Origin of the sequence: Pseudoxanthomonas suwonensis (genome assembly GCF_000972865.1) — a bacterium.
Classification (GTDB): domain Bacteria; phylum Pseudomonadota; class Gammaproteobacteria; order Xanthomonadales; family Xanthomonadaceae; genus Pseudoxanthomonas; species Pseudoxanthomonas suwonensis_B.
Map to the genome: position 1 here is coordinate 3,334,230 of NZ_CP011144.1, position 17,505 is coordinate 3,351,734.

Sequence of the window (17,505 nt, forward strand, 5' to 3'; positions counted from 1 at the left end):
TCAAGGGCTTGCAGCGATGCAGGCCTTTTTGCTTTTGGGCGGTAGCGTCGGCACAGGCATATTGGCAGTCGACCGCATTGGGAGCATGATTGTTCAGGTAGTCCCATCAGGAGGATAGGCCATGAAGCGGTTGCTTTCGGTGCTGATGCTGGCGATGGTGATGACGGTCGGACTGGGCGCGTGCAGCAGCACGCCGCGGGCGACCCCGGCGGAGAGACTGGCCTTCTACGAGGCGCATGCCGGCGAGCCGGTGCGCAGTTTCCGCCTGTTCGGCCGGCTCAACGGCTGGACTCCGCTGGGCAACAACGCGCTGGTGGTCTGGACCCGGCCCAACGAAGCCTGGCTGCTCGACGTCACCTCGTGCCAGGACCTGCAGTTCGCGGTTTCGATCTCGATCTCCAACTTCGCCAACACCGTGACCGCCGGCTTCGACACCGTGACGCCGCACGGTCCGGGCATGAGCCAGGTCGGGCGCATCCCGTGCCGGATCACCCAGATCCGTCCGATCGACACCCGTGCGCTCAACCAGAGCCGCGAGGAGATCCGCGAGGCCAACAGCGAGACGCGCACGGATCCGCCGCCGGCCGAAAATCCGCCGGCCAACTGAGCGGCTTTCGCGCGAACAGGGCCCGGCTCGCGCCGGGCCCTGTCTTTGCTGGGTTCGCGATCAGGCTTCCGGCGGCACGTAGCCGGCCGGCTTCTGCGCGCCGCCGCCGAACAGGAACTTCTCCATCTCGCCTTCCAGGAAGGCGCGGTGCTTGGGGTCGCGCGGCGAGAGCCGGTTCTCGTTGATCAGCATGGTCTGGTGCGCCAGCCAGGCGGCCCAGGCGCTCTTGCCGATGTGGGCATGGATGCGTCGGCCCAGTTCGCCGGGCCAGGGCACGAAATCCAGGCCCTCGGTGTCGCGTTGTTCGTGCTGGCAGAAGACGGTGCGGCTCATGTCCGGGATTCGATCAGCTTGCGGATGGGCGCGGGCAGGGCGAAGGCGTGCAGTTCCTCGCGCGCCACCCAGCGCAGGTCGGGATTGTCGCCGACCGCGGCTTTCGCCGCGACCTGGCGCAGACGGCGCGGCTGCAGGCGCAGGCGGTAGTGGCTGAAGGCATGCGGCAGTTCGGGCAACGTTTCGGCGTTCCAGTCACCTTCCAGGTGGCGCACGGACCAGTTGCGCGCCTGGTCCTCGTCGTCGGCCTGCGGCAGCGACCAGAGCGTGGCCCACACGCCGGTGGGCGGGCGCCGGGCGAGCAGGATCCGGCCCTGCGCGTCCTCGGCCAGCAGTACCACCGCGCTGCGTTCCGGCAGCGCCTTGCCCGGTCGCGCCGTCGGCAGCGTAGCGGTGCGACCCGTGGCCAGCGCGGCGCAGCCGTCCTGAAGCGGGCACAGCACGCAGGCCGGATTGGCGCGGGTGCACAGGGTCGCGCCGAAGTCCATCTGCGCCTGGGTGTAGTCGGCCAGGCGCGCCTGCGGCAGGTGCGCATTGGCCAGCGCCCACATCGCCTTCTCCACCGCCGGCAGGCCGGGCCAGCCCTCGATGCCGTGGTAGCGGGCGAGCACGCGCTTGACGTTGCCGTCCATGATCGGGAAACGGTCGCCCCAGGCCTGGGCCAGGATCGCGCCGGCGGTGCTGCGGCCGATCCCGGGTAGCGCCAGCAGCGCGCCGAAGTCGCGCGGCAGGTCGCCACTATGCCGTTCGACGCACAGCTTCGCCGCGGCGTGCAGGTTGCGCGCGCGGCTGTAGTAGCCGAGGCCGGCCCACTGCGCCATCACCGCGTCGGCCGGCGCGGCGGCCAGCGCCGGCAGGTCGGGGAAGGCGCGCAGGAAGCGCTCGAAGTAGGGGATGACCGTGGCGACCTGGGTCTGCTGCAGCATCACCTCCGACAGCCACACCCGGTATGGCGCGCGCGGGTGCTGCCAGGGCAGGTCGTGGCGGCCGTGGCGGTCGAACCAGGCCAGCAGGCGCGGGGCGAAGCCGTCGTCGGTCGCGGGCTGGCCTGCCGTCGCCGGTGTGTCGCCGGCCGTGGCCAGGGCCGGCACGTCAGACGCGGAGCTTGCGGCGTGCCGTCGGCGGCCTCGCGATGCGACGGGCATGCTCAGCTGCCGCCCAGCGCTTCCGGCAGCAGGGCGTCGACGAAGGCCTCGGCGTCGAACACGCGCAGGTCCTCGGGCCGTTCGCCGATGCCGGCGAAGCGGATCGGGATGCCGAACTCGCGCGCCAGCGCGAACACCACGCCGCCCTTGGCGGTGCCGTCGAGCTTGGTCACCACCAGGCCGGTGACGCCGACCGCGGCATGGAACTGGCGCAGCTGGCTCAGCGCGTTCTGGCCGGTGGTGCCGTCGATCACCATCAGCACCTCGTGCGGCGCGGCCGGGTCGAGCTTCTGCAGCACGCGCTTGATCTTGCCCAGTTCGTTCATCAACCCGACCTGGGTGTGCAGGCGGCCGGCGGTGTCGGCGATCAGCACCTCGGTGCCGCGCGCCTTGGCCGCCTGCAGCGCGTCGAACGCGACCGAGGCGGCATCGGCGTTCTGGCCCTGGGCGATCACGGTCACGCCGTTGCGCTCGCCCCAGGCCTGCAGCTGGGCCACCGCCGCGGCGCGGAAGGTGTCGCCGGCGGCCAGCATCAGGCCGCGGCCTTCGTCCTTGAAGCGGCGCGCCAGCTTGCCGATGGTGGTGGTCTTGCCGACGCCGTTGACGCCGACGGTCAGCAGCACGAAGGGCCGGGCGCCGCGGTCGATCGCCAGCGGCTGCGCCACCGGGCGCAGCAGCGCGACCAGTTCGCCGCGCAGTGCGGCCAGCAGGGCGCTGGTGTCGGCGAACTCGCGCGCCTTCATCCGCTTGCGCAGGTCTTCGATCAGGGCGGTGGTCGCGGCCACGCCGACGTCGGCGCTCAGCAGCGCGGTCTCGATCTCGTCGAGCAGGTCGTCGTCGAGCTTGGGGTTGCGCGAGAACAGGCTGCCGACGCTGCGCGCGAAGGTGCTGTTGCGCAGGCGCTCGCGCCATCCGGACTTGCCCGCCGCGGCCGCCGGCTGCACCACCTCGCCGGCATCGGCCACGATGCCGGGATCGGCGCCGATCACCGCCTCGCTGGTTTCCTCGACCGGCGTCTGTTCCACCACCACCGGTTCGACCAGGGCGGCACCGGCGGCGGCATCGACATCCTCGGCCGTGGCGGCGGACGGCGCCTGCGGGAACGCGGCGGCCAGTTCCTCGGCGCTGTAGCGGCTGCCGGCGGGGGATGCAGGGCTGTCCTGCGGCTTCTTGCGGCGGAAAAAACTGACCATTGCCTGCGGATGTCGGAGAATGCGCGCCATGCTAGCACCGCCCCCGTTCGCCCCCCGATGAACAGACCGCCGCGTCGGCCCCGCACGCAGGCCAAGCCCGCGCGCGCGCCGGGCAGCGTGCGCATCGTCGGCGGGCGCTGGCGCGGCACCCGGCTGCCGGTGCCGGACCTGGAAGGCCTGCGCCCGACCTCCGACCGCGTCCGCGAGACGCTGTTCAACTGGCTGCAGCCGGCGCTGCCGGGCAGCCGCGTGCTCGACCTGTTCGCCGGCAGCGGCGCGCTGGGCCTGGAGGCGGTGTCGCGGGGAGCCGCGCAGGCGGTGCTGGTCGAGCGCGATCCGGCGCAGGCCGCCTGCCTGCGCGAGGCGGTGCGGCGGCTGCAGGCGGACGGGCGGGTGCAGGTGGTGCAGGACGACGCGCTGCGCTGGCTGGCCGGGATGGACCCGGCGGCCGGCTTCGACATCGCCTTCCTCGATCCCCCGTTCGCCGCCGGCCTGTGGCAGCCCGCGCTGCAGGCGCTGCTGCCGCGGCTGGCGCCCGACGGCTGGCTCTACCTCGAGTCGCCCGACGTGCAGCCCGGGCCGCCGGGCTGGACGCTGCACCGGGAACTGCGCACCGCGCAGGCGCATGCGGCGCTGTATCGCGGCCCGGGGCCGGGGCGCGCGGGCGTGCCGGGCGATACACCGGACAATGAACGCGCTGATACACTGGCCGCCGCCAATCCGGCACCCTGAGCGCACCAGCCTGTGGTCCAACGCCGCACTGCCGTCTACCCCGGCACCTTCGACCCGATCACCAATGGCCACATCGACCTGGTCGACCGGGCCGCGCCGCTGTTCGAGAAGGTGATCGTGGGCGTGGCCGCCAGCCAGGCCAAGGGTCCGACGCTGCCGCTGGAGCTGCGCGTGGGGCTGGCGCGCGAGGCGCTGGCCGGACACGCCAACGTCGAGGTGCGCGGCTTCGACTCGCTGCTGGCCCACTTCGTCCACGACGTCGGCGCCGGCGTGCTGCTGCGCGGGCTGCGCGCGGTGTCGGATTTCGAGTACGAGTTCCAGATGGCGAGCATGAACCGCCACCTGATCCCGGAGGTCGAGACCCTGTTCCTGACCCCGGCCGAACAGTACAGCTTCATCTCATCTTCGCTGGTGCGCGAGATCGCCCGCCTGGGCGGCGACGTCTCGGGCTTCGTGCCGCCGGCGGTGGCCACGGCCTTGCGGGAGGCGAGGCGTGGTGCGGTTTCCGAGTGATTCACAGCGTTTCCAATGAACGATTCAATGAACGACGGGAGGTTCCTGATGAACAAGACGACGCGCGCGCTTCTGCTCGCCTGCATGCTGGCTTCGCCGCTGGCGCTGACTGCCTGCAAGAAGGAAGCGGCGGTGGGCAACGAGGCGGCCGAGAAGAAGGTGCTGGTCGCGCCGGCCAAGGACGACGATGCCGGCTGGAAGGCCTACCTGCCGGCGGTGGTGCAGGAGAACATGGGCACCATCACCAACAACCCGTTCCTGTACTACCTGCCGCCGGAGTCCGATCCGGAGTTCGAGGCCAAGTACGAGCGCCAGGCCGAGGCGGCCAAGACCGCCATGGCCCGCGGCGTGCAGAAGGGCAACCTGCTGGCCTTCGGCTCGCCGGCCTCGGCCAGGATGGCCGACCTGATGCTGTATGCCTTCGCTGACGTGCCGGAGAACACGCTCTCGGGCGTGCGCATCCTGTTCATCGGCGACGCCGTCGACAACGAGCGGGTGCAGGCCGGGCTGGCGCCGACCGGTGCCGATTACGTGTTCGTGGAAGCCAAGTGACCTTCCCGCGCCCGGCCGCTTGCGGCCGGGCCTTTGCGGGAAGGTCATCCCCGCGCAGGCGGGGATCCAGTGACTCATCGCTTTTGCTTTTAGCAGCCTAGCGAAATCGCGAAGCAAGCAAAGTCACTGGGTTCCCGCCTACGCGGGAACGACGGGTACTCCTGAACTGCACCAATGTCCCTCAAGATCAACGCCCTCTGCGTCAACTGCGACGTCTGCGAGCCGGCCTGCCCGAACCAGGCCATCTCGATGGGCGAGACCATCTACGTGATCGACCCGGCGCGCTGCACCGAATGCGTCGGCCACTTCGACGAACCGCAGTGCGTGGTGGTATGCCCGGTCGAGTGCATCGACCCCGATCCCGAACACCCCGAGAGCCAGAAAGCGCTGCTGGCCAAGCTGCGCGGGCTCGAGCGCGAACACCCCGAGATCTACCTGCCGGAGGCCCGATGACCCGTGCGCTGCCACGCCTGATGCTGGCGCTGTTCCTGTTCTTCCCGGGCATCGCCCTGCCGGCACTGGCCGCGGCCGCCGACGGTTCCGCCACCCTGGCCCAGCGCCCGGGACAGGCCGCCATCGCCAGCGCGCACCGCCTGGCCACCGACGCCGGCTTCGAGGTGCTCGACAAGGGCGGCAACGCGTTCGATGCGGCGGTCGCGGTGTCGGCGGCGCTGTCGGTGGTCGAGCCGATCAGCTCGGGCCTGGGCGGCGGCGGGTTCTTTCTGCTGCACCAGGCAGACAACGGGCGCGACGTGTTCATCGACGCGCGCGAGACCGCGCCGGCCGCCGCGACCATGGACCGTTACCGCACCGCGGACGGCAAGCTGGATTCGGACCTGGCCGAGAACGGCCCCTGGGCCGCGGCGATTCCCGGCCTGCCAGCGGCGCTGGTCCACGTGGCGGAGAAGTACGGGCGGCTGCCGCTGGCGGACAGCCTGGCCCCGGCGATCCGGCTGGCCCGCGACGGCTTCCCGGTCTACGGGCGGCTGGAGCGCGGCTATGCCGCGCGGCGCGCGGTGATGGAGCGCTATCCGGGTACCCGTGGCGTATTCCTCGTCGGCGGGCAGCCGCCGAAGACGGGGCAAACGCTGAAGCAGCCGGACCTGGCGCGCACCCTGGAGCAGCTTGCCGCGCACGGTTTCGACGGCTTCTACCGCGGCCCGGTGGCCAGGAAGCTGGTCGCCGGCGTGCGCGCCGAGGGCGGCCGCTGGACCGCCGCTGACCTGGCCGCCTACCGCGTGCGCGAGCGCGAACCGCTGCGCTTCAACTACCGCGGCTGGGAGGTGGTGACCGCACCGCCGCCGTCGTCCGGTGGCGTGGCCCTGGCGCAGATGATGCAGATCCTGGCCGGCTGGGACCTGGCCAAACTCGATCCGGCGCTGCGCACCCACTTGACCATCGAGTCGATGCGCCGCGCCTTCCGCGACCGCACCTTCTACCTGGGCGACCCGGACTTCGTGCACGTACCGGTGGACGTGCTGACCAGCCCGTACTACGCCGCCGGCCTGCGTGCCACGATCAACCCGGAGAAGGCCACGCCCAGCGACATGCTGCCGGGCCGGCCGACGCCGCTGGAGGACGAGGAGACCACCCACTTCTCGATCGTCGACGCCGACGGCAACCGCGCCGCGGTCACCCAGACGGTGAACCTGCTGTTCGGTTCGGGCCTGGTGCCGCCGGGCACCGGCGTGCTGCTCAACAACGAGATGGACGACTTCGCCCTGCAGCCGGGCCAGCCCAACGCGTTCGGGGTGATGGGCTTCGAGGCCAACGCCCCGGAGCCGGGCAAGCGCCCGCTCAGTTCGATGACCCCGACCTTCATGGTCTCGCCCGACCATGTGGCGGTGCTGGGCACGCCCGGCGGCAGCCGCATCATCACCATGGTCCTGCTCGGCGCGCTCGGTTTCGCCGATGGCCTCGACGCGCAGCAGGCGGCGGCACTGCCGCGCTACCACCACCAGTGGATGCCGGACGTGGTCCAGGCCGAGAGCGGCGCCTTCGACCCCGGCCTGGCTGCGCAGCTGCGGGCCAAGGGGCATACCCTCAGGCTGCCGGAGGACACCGTGTCCGGCCGCGCGTCCAGCCACACCTGGGGCAACATGCAGACGGTGCTGTGGGACCGGCGCGGCAACGTGCTCGGCGGCGGCAGCGACCCGCGCAACGACGTCGGCAGCGCGCAGGTGCGACCAGCGGTGCCGGCGGCCGCCACGCCCTGAAGGCGGTCCGGCTTGCGGATTCTTAACCGTCCCGCGGCTAGTCTTGCCTCATATGAAACTCTGGTCCATACGCGGCAATTCGCAGAAGCTCGACGGCGGCTCCATGTTCGGCAACGCGCCGAAGGCGATGTGGGAGCAGTGGTCCCCGCCCGACGAGCACAACCGCATCGACCTGGCCTGCCGTGCGCTGCTGGCCAGCCCGCTCAACGGCAGGACGGTGCTGTTCGAGACCGGCATCGGCGCGTTCTTCGAGCCTAGGCTGCGCGAGCGCTACGGCGTGCAGGAGGACCGCCACGTGCTGGTCGAATCGCTGCGCGCGGCCGGCTTCGAGCACGAGGACATCGACGTGGTGGTGCTCAGCCACCTGCACTTCGACCACGCCGGCGGCCTGCTGGCGCCGTGGGCCGAAGGGCGTGGACCGGAACTGCTGTTCCCCAACGCCACCTACCTGGTCGGCGCCGCGCACTGGGAACGGGCCCGGCATCCGCATCCGCGCGACCGCGCCAGCTTCATCCCGGAACTGCCGGGGCTGCTGGAGGCCAGCGGCCGGCTGGAGATCGTCGACGGCCCGCATTCGCGCGCGCTGGGCCAGTCGGTGCGCTTCAGCTTCAGCGACGGGCACACGCCCGGCCTGATGCTGGCCGAGATCGCCGGGCCGGAAACCGTCGACGGGCAGCCGCACGGCGGGGTGGCGTTCTGTGCCGACCTGATACCCGGGCGTTCCTGGGTGCACCTGCCGATCACCATGGGCTACGACCGCAACGCCGAACTGCTGATCGACGAGAAGCGCGCCTTCCTCGAGGACAAGCTGGCGCGCAACGTGCACCTGTTCTTCACCCACGACCCGGGCTGCGCCCTGGCGCGGGTGGTGCGCGACGCCAAGGGCCGCTTCGGCACCGAGCACGAGGTCGCCGAACTGCAGGCGCGGCCGCTGGCGGCCTGAGCGGCCTATGCCTGACGCCGCCGCCGGCTATTCCCGGTGGCGACTTGCTCGCGCCGGGCGCTGCGGTGACGATGCACCGGTCCAGCCGGAGGCCATGCGCATGCTGCGCTCGCGAATCGTTTGCCTGATCGCCCTTGGGTCCCTGTTCGCGCCTGCGGTGCCGCCTGCGCCCGCGCACGCGGCCGAGACGGCGGGCGACGCCGCCGCGGCCGGGCAGATCCGCATCAACCAGCTCGGTTTCCTGCCCGGCTCGCGCAAGCTGGCGGTGGTGGAGAGCGACCGTTCGCGCGAGTTCGAGGTGGTGCGCGAGGGGGACGGGCAGGTGGTACTGCACGGGGAAACGGGGGCACCCGCGTCCTGGGAGCCGGCCGCGCGCGACGCGGCCATCGCCGACCTCGGCGCGCTGGAGGCGCCGGGACGCTACCGGATCCGGATCGAGGGCATGCCGCCGTCCGATCCGTTCCCGGTCGACGCCCAGGCCTACGCCGGCCTGGCCGACGCCGCGCTCAAGGCGTTCTACTTCAACCGTTCCGGCAGCGCGCTCGATCCCGCGCATGCCGGCGCGTACGCGCATACCGGCGGCCATCCCGACACCGAGGTCGAAATCCACGCGTCGGCGGCCTCGCCAGGAAGGCCGGCCGGCACGCTGATCTCCGCGCCGCGCGGCTGGTACGACGCCGGCGACTACAACAAGTACATCGTCAATTCCGGCATCACCACCTGGACCCTGCTGGCCGCGTACGAGCACTTCCCGGCGTTCTTCCGCGGCCGCGACCTGGGCATCCCCGAGAGCGGCGACGCGGTGCCGGACATCCTCGACGAGGCCTGGTGGAACCTGGAGTGGATGCTGGCGATGCAGGATCCGGGCGACGGCGGCGTGTACCACAAGCTCACCAACCTGCGCTTCGACGGCGAGGTGATGCCGGAGCAGGCGACCGAACGGCGCTACGTGGTGCAGAAGACCACCGCGGCCGCGCTGGACTTCGCCGCGGTGATGGCCACGGCCAGCCGGGTCTACGCCGGCTACGAGGCGCAGTTCCCCGGCGTGGCGGCGCGGATGCGCGCCGCCGCCGAAGCGGCCTGGCGCTGGGCGCAGGCGCATCCGGACGTCGCCTACCGGCAGCCGGACGACGTGCATACCGGCGCCTACGGCGATGCGAAGCTGGACGACGAATTCGCCTGGGCCGCGGCCGAGCTGTACCTGCTGACCGGCGAGTCCGGTTACTGGCAGGCATTCGAACGCCACGCCGCCGTGCCGACGGTACCCTCGTGGTCCGACGTGGGCACGCTGGGCTGGATCTCGCTGGCGCAGCACCCGCACCGCCTGCCCGACGCAACCGCGCGCGAACGGGTGGCCGCTGCCGTCGGCGGCCTGGCGGCGCGGTTGACCGGGCGGTGGCAGGCCTCGCCCTGGCGGGTGGCGATGCAGCCGCCGGATTTCGTCTGGGGCAGCAACGCGATGGCGCTGAACCAGGCGATGGTGCTGCTGCAGGGCTACCGGCTCGCGCCGCGGCGCGAGTACCTGGACGCGGCGCAGTCGCAGCTGGACTACGTGCTCGGGCGCAACCCGCTGGGGGTGTCGTTCGTGACCGGCCATGGCCTGCGCACGCCGCAGCACATCCACCACCGGCCCTCGCAGGCCGACGGCATCGCGGCGCCGGTGCCCGGCTGGCTGTCCGGCGGGCCCAATCCGCGGCAGCAGGATGCCGGCGACTGCCCGGGGGTGGCCTATCCCTCCTCGCTGCCGGCGCTGTCGTGGCTCGACCACGGCTGCAGCTACGCCAGCAACGAGATCGCGATCAACTGGAACGCGCCGCTGGTCTACGTCGCCGCCGCGCTGCAGCAGCTGACGCCGTTGTAGGAGCCGGGTTCAGCCGGCGACACGGGCGTCGGAACCACGAGGAAGTCGCCTGTGCCAGCGCGTCGCGTCGCCGGCTGAAGCCAGCTCCTACAGAAGACAGACGAGCTGTAGCGTTGCCCCTGTAGGAGCCGGGTTCAGCCGGCGACACGGGCGTCGGAACCACGAGGAAGTCGCCTGTGCCCAGCGTGGCGTGTCGCCGGCTGAAGCCAGCTCCTACAGAAGACAGACGAGCTGCAGCCTTGCTCCTGTAGGAGCCGGGTTCAGCCGGCGACACGGGCGTCGGAACCACAAGGAAGTCGCCTGTGCCGGCGTGGCGGACACACAGGCCGGACGGCGCCTAAAGGCGGGTACCGAAGATCCGGTCACCCGCATCGCCCAGGCCGGGCAGGATGTAGCCCTTCTCGTTGAGGCGCTTGTCGATCGCGGCGGTGTAGACCTCCACGTCAGGATGCGCGGCCTCCAGCGCCGCCAGGCCCTCGGGCGCGGCGACCAGGAACACGCCCTTGATCCGCCGCGCGCCGGCGCGCTTGAGCATGTCGATGGTGGCGATGAGCGTGCCGCCGGTGGCCAGCATCGGGTCCAGGATCAGCGCGTCGCGCTCGTCCAGGCGCCCGGTCAGGCGCTCGAAGTAGGGCACCGGCTGCAGCGTGGCCTCGTCGCGCTGCAGCCCGACCACGCTCACCTTCGCCGCGGGAATCAGCGCCAGCACGCCGGGCAGCATGCCCAGGCCGGCGCGCAGGATCGGCACCAGGGTGATCTTGGCGCCGGCGATCCGGCGCACTTCCACCTCGCCGGCCCAGCCCTGCATGGTCGCCGTCTCGGTCTCCAGGTCGGCGGTGGCCTCGTAGGCCAGCAGCGTGCCCAGCTCGGTCACCAGTTCGCGGAAACCCTTGGTGCTGAGCCCGACGTCGCGCAGCAGGCCGATCTTGTGCTGGACCAAGGGGTGGCGGACTTCGACGGTCTTCATGGGCGCGTGCCGTAAGGGATGGCATAGGGTACGCGATGCCGTCCGGCTCCCGCAGCGCGCGCCCTGCGCAAAAAGCAAGGGCCGGGAAGCCCGGCCCTTGCCTGCATGCAAACCGCATCGCTCAGAACTCGTAGCGGACCCCCGCCAGCCAGGAGCGGCCGAAGCTCTCCATCTCCAGCACGCGGCTGCGCTGGCCCTGGAAGCGGACCTGCTTGGTATTGCTGAGGTTGTTGGCCTCCGCGAACAGGCGCCAGTTGTCGGTCAGGGCATAGCTGGCGGAGAGGTCGAGGCTGGCGCGATCGCCCCAGTACACGTTGAGTTCCGGCGATTCCACGTCGAAGGACTGGATGAACTTGGAGCGGTAGTTGTAGGCCAGGCGCGCGGTGATCCCGTACTTGTCGTAGGTCAGCGCAAGGTTGTAGTTGGTGCGCGAGGTGCCCGGGAGCTCGGTGCTGCCTTCGCCGAAAGGCAGGTCGGCGCGTGAATCGGCGTAGGTGTAGTTGCCGTAGATGCCGAGGCCGTCGAACGGCGCAGGCAGCGAGTCGAACGTCTGCTGCCAGGCCAGCTCGAAGCCGTAGATCCGTCCGCGGTCGCCGTTCTCCGGGCGGGTCACCTGGCGGCTGAGGCCGCCGCCGATGTCCTCGGAGTGGGTGGCCACGAACAGCGGATCGTTGATCCGCTTGTAGAACGCGGCGGCCGAAAGCAGCCCGAGCGGGCGGATGTAGTACTCATAGGACAGGTCGAGGTTGTGGGCATAGGCCGCCTTGGCCTCCGGGTTGCCCTCGGCGACCGGCGAGGTTTCCAGTTCGCCGATGGTGCGGTACGGCGCCGTGTGCATGAAGTCCGGGCGGTTCAGCGCGGTCGAGTACGACGCGCGCAGGATGCTGTCGGGCCCGGACTCGTAGCGGAAATGCAGGCTCGGGAGCACGTGGCCGTAGTCGCGGCCAGCGGCCAGCGGCGTGATCTCGCCGGTGTCCTCGTTGTACTGCGCGGCCTCGCCATGGGTCTTGGTGCGCTCGTATCGCACGCCGGTGATCATGGTCAGCTTGTCCCAGGTGCCGTCCAGGCGCACGTAGGCGGCGTGGATGTCCTCCTCGGCGCGGTAGTCGCCGCTGATCGAGTCCGGGATGAGGCGCTGGTGGTTGGCGCTGTCCTGCAGCGGGCCGGCGTAGTTCCGGAAGATGTCGCGGCAGAACCTGCGTCCGGCGAGGAAGTAGCCGAAGTTGTTCGAGATCGAATCGCACAGCATGTCGGACATGGTGATGCCGAGCGCGTTGAAGTCCGCCACCGAGCCGTTGCGGTAGCGCTCGTCGTCGAAGAACTTGTCGCGCAGGCGCGCGCGCAGGCCGAACTTGATGCTGCCCTCGTCGCCGATGGAGTCCAGCTTGCGGTCGGCGTCGAAGCGCAGTCCGGTTTCCTTCTCCTCGCCGTACTCGTAACGGTCGTTCAGGCGGCGGAACGCGAACCAGCTTTCCGGCAGGTCGACTCCGGTGGCCGGGGCGTCGGGGCGTCCGAGGATCGTCCAGATCGGGAAATCGTGGTTGCTGTAGTCGTAGTCCATGCGCGGACGCACGTTCGACCGGAAGATGTACTGCATGCGCGGACTGGTTTCCTTTTCCGCCTTGCTCTGCGACGCCTGCCATTCGAAGGTCCAGTCGTCGCCGACGTAGTGCTCGCCGCCCAGGTTGTAGGTGCGGATGTTCTTGTCGTAGGTGCGCTCGCGCAGTTCCTTGTCGAACGTGGCGCGGACATTGCCGACGGTCTGGGTGGACGCGGCCGTGTGCTGGTCCATCGTGATGATGAGGTTGTCGCGGTACTCGTGGTCCTTGAACGTGGAGTCGGACGCGATGAAGTAGACCAGGTTGCCCGGGTCGATCCGGAAGTCGAAGCGGCCGGTGACGCCGGTGCGCGTGCGGGTGCCTTCGTAGTCCTTGATCTGGACCTCGGTCGGCATGATGCGGCCGTCGTCGAACTGCTGGTACAGGGTCTCGACGTTGTCGGTGAAGCGGCCCTGGCGGCTGTGCGAGGCCGATACCAGTACGCCGATGTTGCGGTCGGCGCCGAAGCGGTTGCCGACGGTCGCGTTGTACCGCTCGTTGTCGCCGCTTCCCAGCTGGTACCGTCCCGCGCCGGCGGACGCGCGCAGGGTCATGCCGTCGCGGTCCAGCGCGCTCTGAGTGCGGATGTTGATGTTGCCGGCGATGGCGTCGCCGTCCATGTCGGGAGTGATGGCCTTGGTCACTTCCAGGGCGGAGATCACGTCGGAAGGAATGGTGTCCAGCTCGACGCCGCGGGTGGTCGAGTCGGGGTTGGCCAGCTGCACGCCGTCGATGGAGACGGTGGTGTATTCCTTGGGCGCGCCGCGCACGGTCACGTAGCGGCCTTCGCCCTGGTCGCGCTCGATCGAGACACCCGGGATGCGCTGGGTCGATTCGGCGATGTTGTTGTCAGGGAACTGGCCGAGCAGGTCGGCCGAGACGACGTTGACGTAGTTCACCGAGCTGCGTTGCTGGTTCAGCGCCATCGCCTGGGCGTCGCGCATGGCGCGGACGTCCACGCGCTCGAGGTCGATCGCATCGGTGGCGATGGCGGTGCTGCGCAGGGTGACGTCCACGCGCACGCCGCGCGAACCGCCGACCTCGATTTCGACTTCCTGCGGCTGGTAGCCCAGATAGTCGACGGAAAGGCGATACCTGCCGGACGCAACGCCAGTGATCCGGAAGCTGCCATCGCGCTGGGTCACGACCTGGGTGCCGTTGAGGGTCACGCGGGCGCCGTCCAGGTAGACGCCGCGCGTGGCCTCCTTGACCTGGCCGATGACGGTGCCGGCATTGCCTTCTTCGGCGACGGACGGGGCTGGCTGCGCATTCACCGGATGGGCCGACAGTGCAAGCACGGTGGCGATCGCCGTTGCAACGGCGGAAAGTCTCAGATTCATGTGGACAATGGCTTCGTCATGGAGGAGAGGCGCCATGGAATGCGTCCCATGGCGTAACGAAACCTTCACCCGGCAATGTTTCGACATTATGAAAGCGATGCACGCAGAGCCCATGCGCATGCGAGTCCATGACCGTCTCTTGCGCGCGTCATCGAACCGCAACATTGCATTCATAGGATCGCCGCCTTGCGCGGACATCCGTGAGAATCGAGGATCGAGATGAGGCTGAGGTTCATGGCAGTAGTTGCTGCATTGTTTCCGGCGGCTTGCGGGGTAGCGCCCGCACCCGAACCGGTGGTTGCGCCTGCCGCCGAGCCGGCGCCTGCGGTGGATGCCGCGCGCGATCTCCCGGTCGTGGCCGAAGCCTTCGTTACCGCACTCACGCCGGAAGACAACATCGACTCGCCGGCCGCCTGGACCGCGCCCGATGGGAAGACCTGGCTGATCGCCACCGCCAAGGCCACCGACAAGCTGGTGGTCTACGACGGCGCCACCGGGGAGACCCTCCGCAGCGTGGGCTCCGCCGGCACGGGTGCGGGCCAGTTCGAGCGCCCCAACGGCATCGCCACCGTCGACGACCTGCTGTTCGTGGTCGAACGCGACAATCACCGGGTCCAGGTATTGCGCCTGCCGGAGTTCGCGCACGTGGCCACGTTCGCCGCCGACGACCTGGTCAAGCCCTATGGCCTGTGGGTCAACCGCACCGATACGGGCTACGAGCTCTATGTCACCGATTCCTACGACCAGGGAGAGGATGCGCAGGGCAACGACATCCTGCCGCCGCTGGAGGAACTGGACCGCCGCGTGCACCGCTACGCGCTGGATCGCCGGGGAGACGGGCTGGAGGTGCGTGCGCTGGGCGCCTTCGGCGACACCACGCCGGCAGGCGCACTGCGTGTGGTCGAGTCGCTGTGGGGCGACCCGGCCAACGACCGCCTGCTGATCGCCGAGGAGGACGAAACCTACGCCAACGAGCTCAAGGTCTACGACCTGGCCGGCCGCTTCAGCGGCAGGACCGTCGGTCGCGACGTGTTCGAGGCCCAGGCGGAGGGCATCATGCTCAAGTCGTGCGCCGACGGCAGTGGCTGGTGGATCACCACCGAGCAGGGCAAGGGTCGCACCGTGTTCCACCTGTTCGATCGCCGCGGCCTGGCGCACGTCGGCGCGGTGACGGGCGTGATGGTCGCCAACACCGACGGCATCTGGCTGCACGATGTGGCATCCGACCGGTTCCCGGAAGGCGTGCTGTACGCGGTGCACGACGACCAGGGCGTGGTCGCGCTGGACTGGCGGGAGATGGCGAGGACGCTTTCACTGCCGGCATGTCCCGTCGCATGAGGTGCGTGCACTCCTCCGGATTGCGCGCCGTGCTGGCCGCGTGGCTGGTCGCTGCCGCCACGTTCGCGCCGCCGCAGGAGGCGCCGCGGCCGCCGGAACCGAACACGCGCGTTCCGGCAGGCGTGGCGCGCCATGCGCCGAGCGTCTTCCCCGACCGCATCGTCGCCTCGCCCGTGCAGGATGCGGCGACCGGCTTTGCCGTCGCCTGGCGTACCGACGCCAGTGTGGCGGCGCCGGTGCTGGAGATCGTTTTGGCCGGCGATTCTCCGGACATGGGCGTGCCGCGACAGGTGCGCGCGGCGACGACCGCGCTGCGCACCGAGAACGGCATCGGCCACCACCACCGCGCCGAGGTCGATGGCCTGCAGGCCGATACCCTGTACGCCTGGCGGGTGCAGGGCGGCGGCACCTGGAGCCCGTGGCACCACACCCGCACGCCAGCGTCGCCGGGCACGCCGCTGACCCTGCTGTACTTCGGCGACACCCAGAACAAGAACACGAGCCTGACCACGCGGGTGGTGCGCGAGGCGATGCGCCATGCGCCCGACGCGCGGCTGGCGCTGTTCGCCGGCGATCTGGTCAGCGGCGGCGACGGCGAGGACGACAACGAGTGGGGCGAGTGGTTCGAAGCCGGCGAGTCGCTGCCGACCTCGATGCTGGTCGCGCCGGCGGCCGGCAACCACGAGTACTTCGAGGAGTTCGAGGACACCCCGCAGGAGCGGCGCGTGCTCGGCGCGCACTGGCCGCGCACCTTCGCGCTGCCGGGCAACGGCGCCGAGGGCGCGGCCGCCACCACCTACTGGTTCGATGCGCAGGACGTGCGCGTGGTGGTGCTGGACGGCACCTCCGCGCTGGACCTGGGCACGGCGCGCGCCCAGGCGGCCTGGCTGGATCGCGTGCTGGCCGGGAACACGCGGCGCTGGAGCATCGTGGTCGTCCACCAGCCGATGTTCTCGCCACGCCAGGACCGCGACAACGAACTGCTGCGCAGGCACGTGCTGCCGGTGCTGGAGCGCCGTCGGGTCGACCTGGTGCTGCAGGGGCACGACCACGTCTATGGCCGCCGCGGCGGCCGCGTGCCCGGGCAGCCCACACCGCAGTTCGTGGTGTCGGTGGCCGGCGCCAAGCAGTACCGGCTGTCGCCGCAAGCGCGCCTAACCATGGCGCCGGTGGCCGAGGACACCCAGCTGTTCCAGGTGCTGCGCGTCGACGGCGACCGGCTGCGCTACGAGGCGCGCACCGCCACCGGCAGGCTGTACGACGCCTTCGAACTGGAGCGGGCGCCCGACGGTGGTCGCCGGCTGCGCGAACTGGAAGAGGAACGGATACCGCAGCGCGACTGCGAACGCGCGGCAACGCTCAAGGGGCGCGCCGACCGTTGCTGGGAATAGGCGCCGGCACTGCCGGCGCCGGATGCGGCTTCGCAACGATTCTGCCGCAGATCGCCCAACGGCTTCCTGTTTCCCGACGCCACGCCGTGCGACACGGCGCCATCTTCTCCGGAGCTACCCATGATCCTGCGCAGTCCCGCCATCGCCCTGGTCGCCGTCCTGGCCTCGGCGCTTTTCCCGTCGGCCGATGCAGTTGCTTCGGACCACGTCGTCCATCCTTTCCTGGTCGCGCAGCCGGACTCGGCGCCCGGCGAGGTGCTGCTGGCGGTGGAGATCCCGGCCGGCAGCTTCACCAAGTACGAGATCAACGAGCAGGGCCTGGTCTTCGTCGACCGCTTCCAGTCGATGCCGGTGGTGTATCCGGCCAACTACGGTTCGCTGCCGCGCACGCTGGCCGGCGACGGCGATCCGCTCGACGCGCTGGTGCTGACCCGCGAACCGCTGCATCCGGGCGTGTTGATCCGCTTCCGCCCGATCGGGGTGCTGCGCATGACCGACAAGGGCGAGCAGGACGAGAAGATCATCGGCGTGCCCACCGACAAGATCGATCCGACCTATGCCGGCATCCGCGACCTGGCCGACCTGCCGCAGATCGAGCGGCAGCGGATCGAGGCGTTCTTCCGGGTCTACAAGGATCTGCCGGCCGGTCGCAATCCGATCGAACTGGACGGCTGGGGCGATGCCGCCGAAGCCAGGGCGCTGGTGCGGCAGTCGCTGGACCGTTTCGCCGGGAACGCGGACCAGGCCCGGCGCGAAGCGGGCAGGTAGCCGCCGTC

Annotated in this window: 15 protein-coding genes and 1 pseudogene; 11 read left to right on the forward strand and 5 right to left on the reverse strand. The window is 70.4% G+C overall.

Features of this window, described 5'->3' with window-relative positions; all coding sequences use genetic code 11:
* Nucleotides 1-121 precede the first annotated feature (121 nt).
* Nucleotides 122-607: a DUF6491 family protein gene (locus WQ53_RS13760; RefSeq protein ID WP_052633284.1), complete on the forward strand. Its 486-nt coding sequence runs from the start codon at nt 122-124 to the stop codon at nt 605-607.
* Between the two features lie 60 nt (nt 608-667).
* Here the strand turns inward: WQ53_RS13760 and WQ53_RS13765 are convergent, their stop codons facing one another.
* The 3 genes and pseudogenes from WQ53_RS13765 to ftsY form a co-directional block, all read right to left on the reverse strand.
* Entirely contained in the window at nt 668-940 is a 273-nt protein-coding gene (locus WQ53_RS13765) for an oxidative damage protection protein (protein WP_052633285.1), read from the reverse strand.
* On the reverse strand, nt 937-2,031 hold the full coding sequence (mutY, locus tag WQ53_RS13770; protein WP_428992252.1) for an A/G-specific adenine glycosylase: 1,095 nt from the start codon (nt 2,029-2,031) through the stop codon (nt 937-939). Before mutY ends, WQ53_RS13765 begins: the two co-directional genes overlap by 4 nt.
* A 56-nt stretch (nt 2,032-2,087) precedes the next feature.
* Nucleotides 2,088-3,239 (reverse strand): annotated as a pseudogene (gene ftsY / locus WQ53_RS13775) (signal recognition particle-docking protein FtsY); the annotation flags it as partial.
* A 96-nt stretch (nt 3,240-3,335) separates the two neighbouring features.
* Here ftsY and rsmD point away from each other — a divergent pair.
* The 7 genes from rsmD (at nt 3,336) to WQ53_RS13810 (ending at nt 10,095) form a co-directional block, all read left to right on the forward strand.
* On the forward strand, nt 3,336-4,010 hold the full coding sequence (gene rsmD / locus WQ53_RS13780; RefSeq protein ID WP_052633287.1) for a 16S rRNA (guanine(966)-N(2))-methyltransferase RsmD: 675 nt from the start codon (nt 3,336-3,338) through the stop codon (nt 4,008-4,010).
* A 12-nt stretch (nt 4,011-4,022) separates the two neighbouring features.
* A complete protein-coding gene (gene coaD / locus WQ53_RS13785) occupies nt 4,023-4,523 on the forward strand; it encodes a pantetheine-phosphate adenylyltransferase (RefSeq protein ID WP_052633288.1) in 501 nt (166 codons plus the stop codon).
* Nucleotides 4,524-4,571: 48 nt separating this feature from the next.
* The gene (locus WQ53_RS13790) at nt 4,572-5,075 is read left to right on the forward strand and encodes a hypothetical protein (RefSeq protein WP_052634100.1); all 504 of its coding nucleotides are present in this window, start codon (nt 4,572-4,574) and stop codon (nt 5,073-5,075) included.
* Nucleotides 5,076-5,249: 174 nt separating this feature from the next.
* Nucleotides 5,250-5,528, forward strand: a complete 279-nt coding sequence (locus WQ53_RS13795) for a YfhL family 4Fe-4S dicluster ferredoxin (RefSeq protein WP_052633289.1) — start codon at nt 5,250-5,252, stop codon at nt 5,526-5,528.
* Nucleotides 5,525-7,291 (forward strand): gamma-glutamyltransferase, encoded by a 1,767-nt coding sequence (ggt, locus tag WQ53_RS13800; RefSeq protein ID WP_052633290.1) that lies wholly within the window; start codon nt 5,525-5,527, stop codon nt 7,289-7,291. Before WQ53_RS13795 ends, ggt begins: the two co-directional genes overlap by 4 nt.
* A gap of 52 nt (nt 7,292-7,343) precedes the next feature.
* Entirely contained in the window at nt 7,344-8,234 is an 891-nt protein-coding gene (locus tag WQ53_RS13805) for an MBL fold metallo-hydrolase (RefSeq protein ID WP_052633291.1), read from the forward strand.
* Between the two features lie 100 nt (nt 8,235-8,334).
* Complete coding sequence (locus WQ53_RS13810) at nt 8,335-10,095, forward strand: glycoside hydrolase family 9 protein (RefSeq protein ID WP_144409332.1); 1,761 nt, start codon at nt 8,335-8,337, stop codon at nt 10,093-10,095.
* Nucleotides 10,096-10,432: 337 nt separating this feature from the next.
* On the opposite strand, the gene upp is transcribed toward WQ53_RS13810, so the two are convergent.
* Nucleotides 10,433-11,062 (reverse strand): uracil phosphoribosyltransferase, encoded by a 630-nt coding sequence (upp, locus tag WQ53_RS13815; RefSeq protein ID WP_052633293.1) that lies wholly within the window; start codon nt 11,060-11,062, stop codon nt 10,433-10,435.
* A gap of 121 nt (nt 11,063-11,183) precedes the next feature.
* The gene (locus tag WQ53_RS13820; protein ID WP_158497848.1) at nt 11,184-14,000 is read right to left on the reverse strand and encodes a TonB-dependent receptor; all 2,817 of its coding nucleotides are present in this window, start codon (nt 13,998-14,000) and stop codon (nt 11,184-11,186) included.
* A gap of 219 nt (nt 14,001-14,219) precedes the next feature.
* Here WQ53_RS13820 and WQ53_RS13825 point away from each other — a divergent pair, with 219 nt between their 5' ends.
* The 3 genes from WQ53_RS13825 to WQ53_RS13835 all read left to right on the forward strand — a co-directional run bounded on the left by WQ53_RS13825 (nt 14,220) and on the right by WQ53_RS13835 (nt 17,497).
* On the forward strand, nt 14,220-15,338 hold the full coding sequence (locus WQ53_RS13825) for a phytase (protein WP_052633295.1): 1,119 nt from the start codon (nt 14,220-14,222) through the stop codon (nt 15,336-15,338).
* Nucleotides 15,335-16,729 carry a purple acid phosphatase family protein gene (locus WQ53_RS13830; protein WP_144409333.1) on the forward strand — a complete coding sequence of 465 codons (1,395 nt, stop codon included), beginning with the start codon at nt 15,335-15,337 and terminating at the stop codon, nt 16,727-16,729. The genes WQ53_RS13825 and WQ53_RS13830 overlap by 4 nt, the downstream gene beginning before the upstream one ends.
* Before the next feature lie 120 nt (nt 16,730-16,849).
* Nucleotides 16,850-17,497 carry an inorganic diphosphatase gene (locus WQ53_RS13835; RefSeq protein WP_052633297.1) on the forward strand — a complete coding sequence of 216 codons (648 nt, stop codon included), beginning with the start codon at nt 16,850-16,852 and terminating at the stop codon, nt 17,495-17,497.
* Nucleotides 17,498-17,505 lie beyond the last annotated feature (8 nt).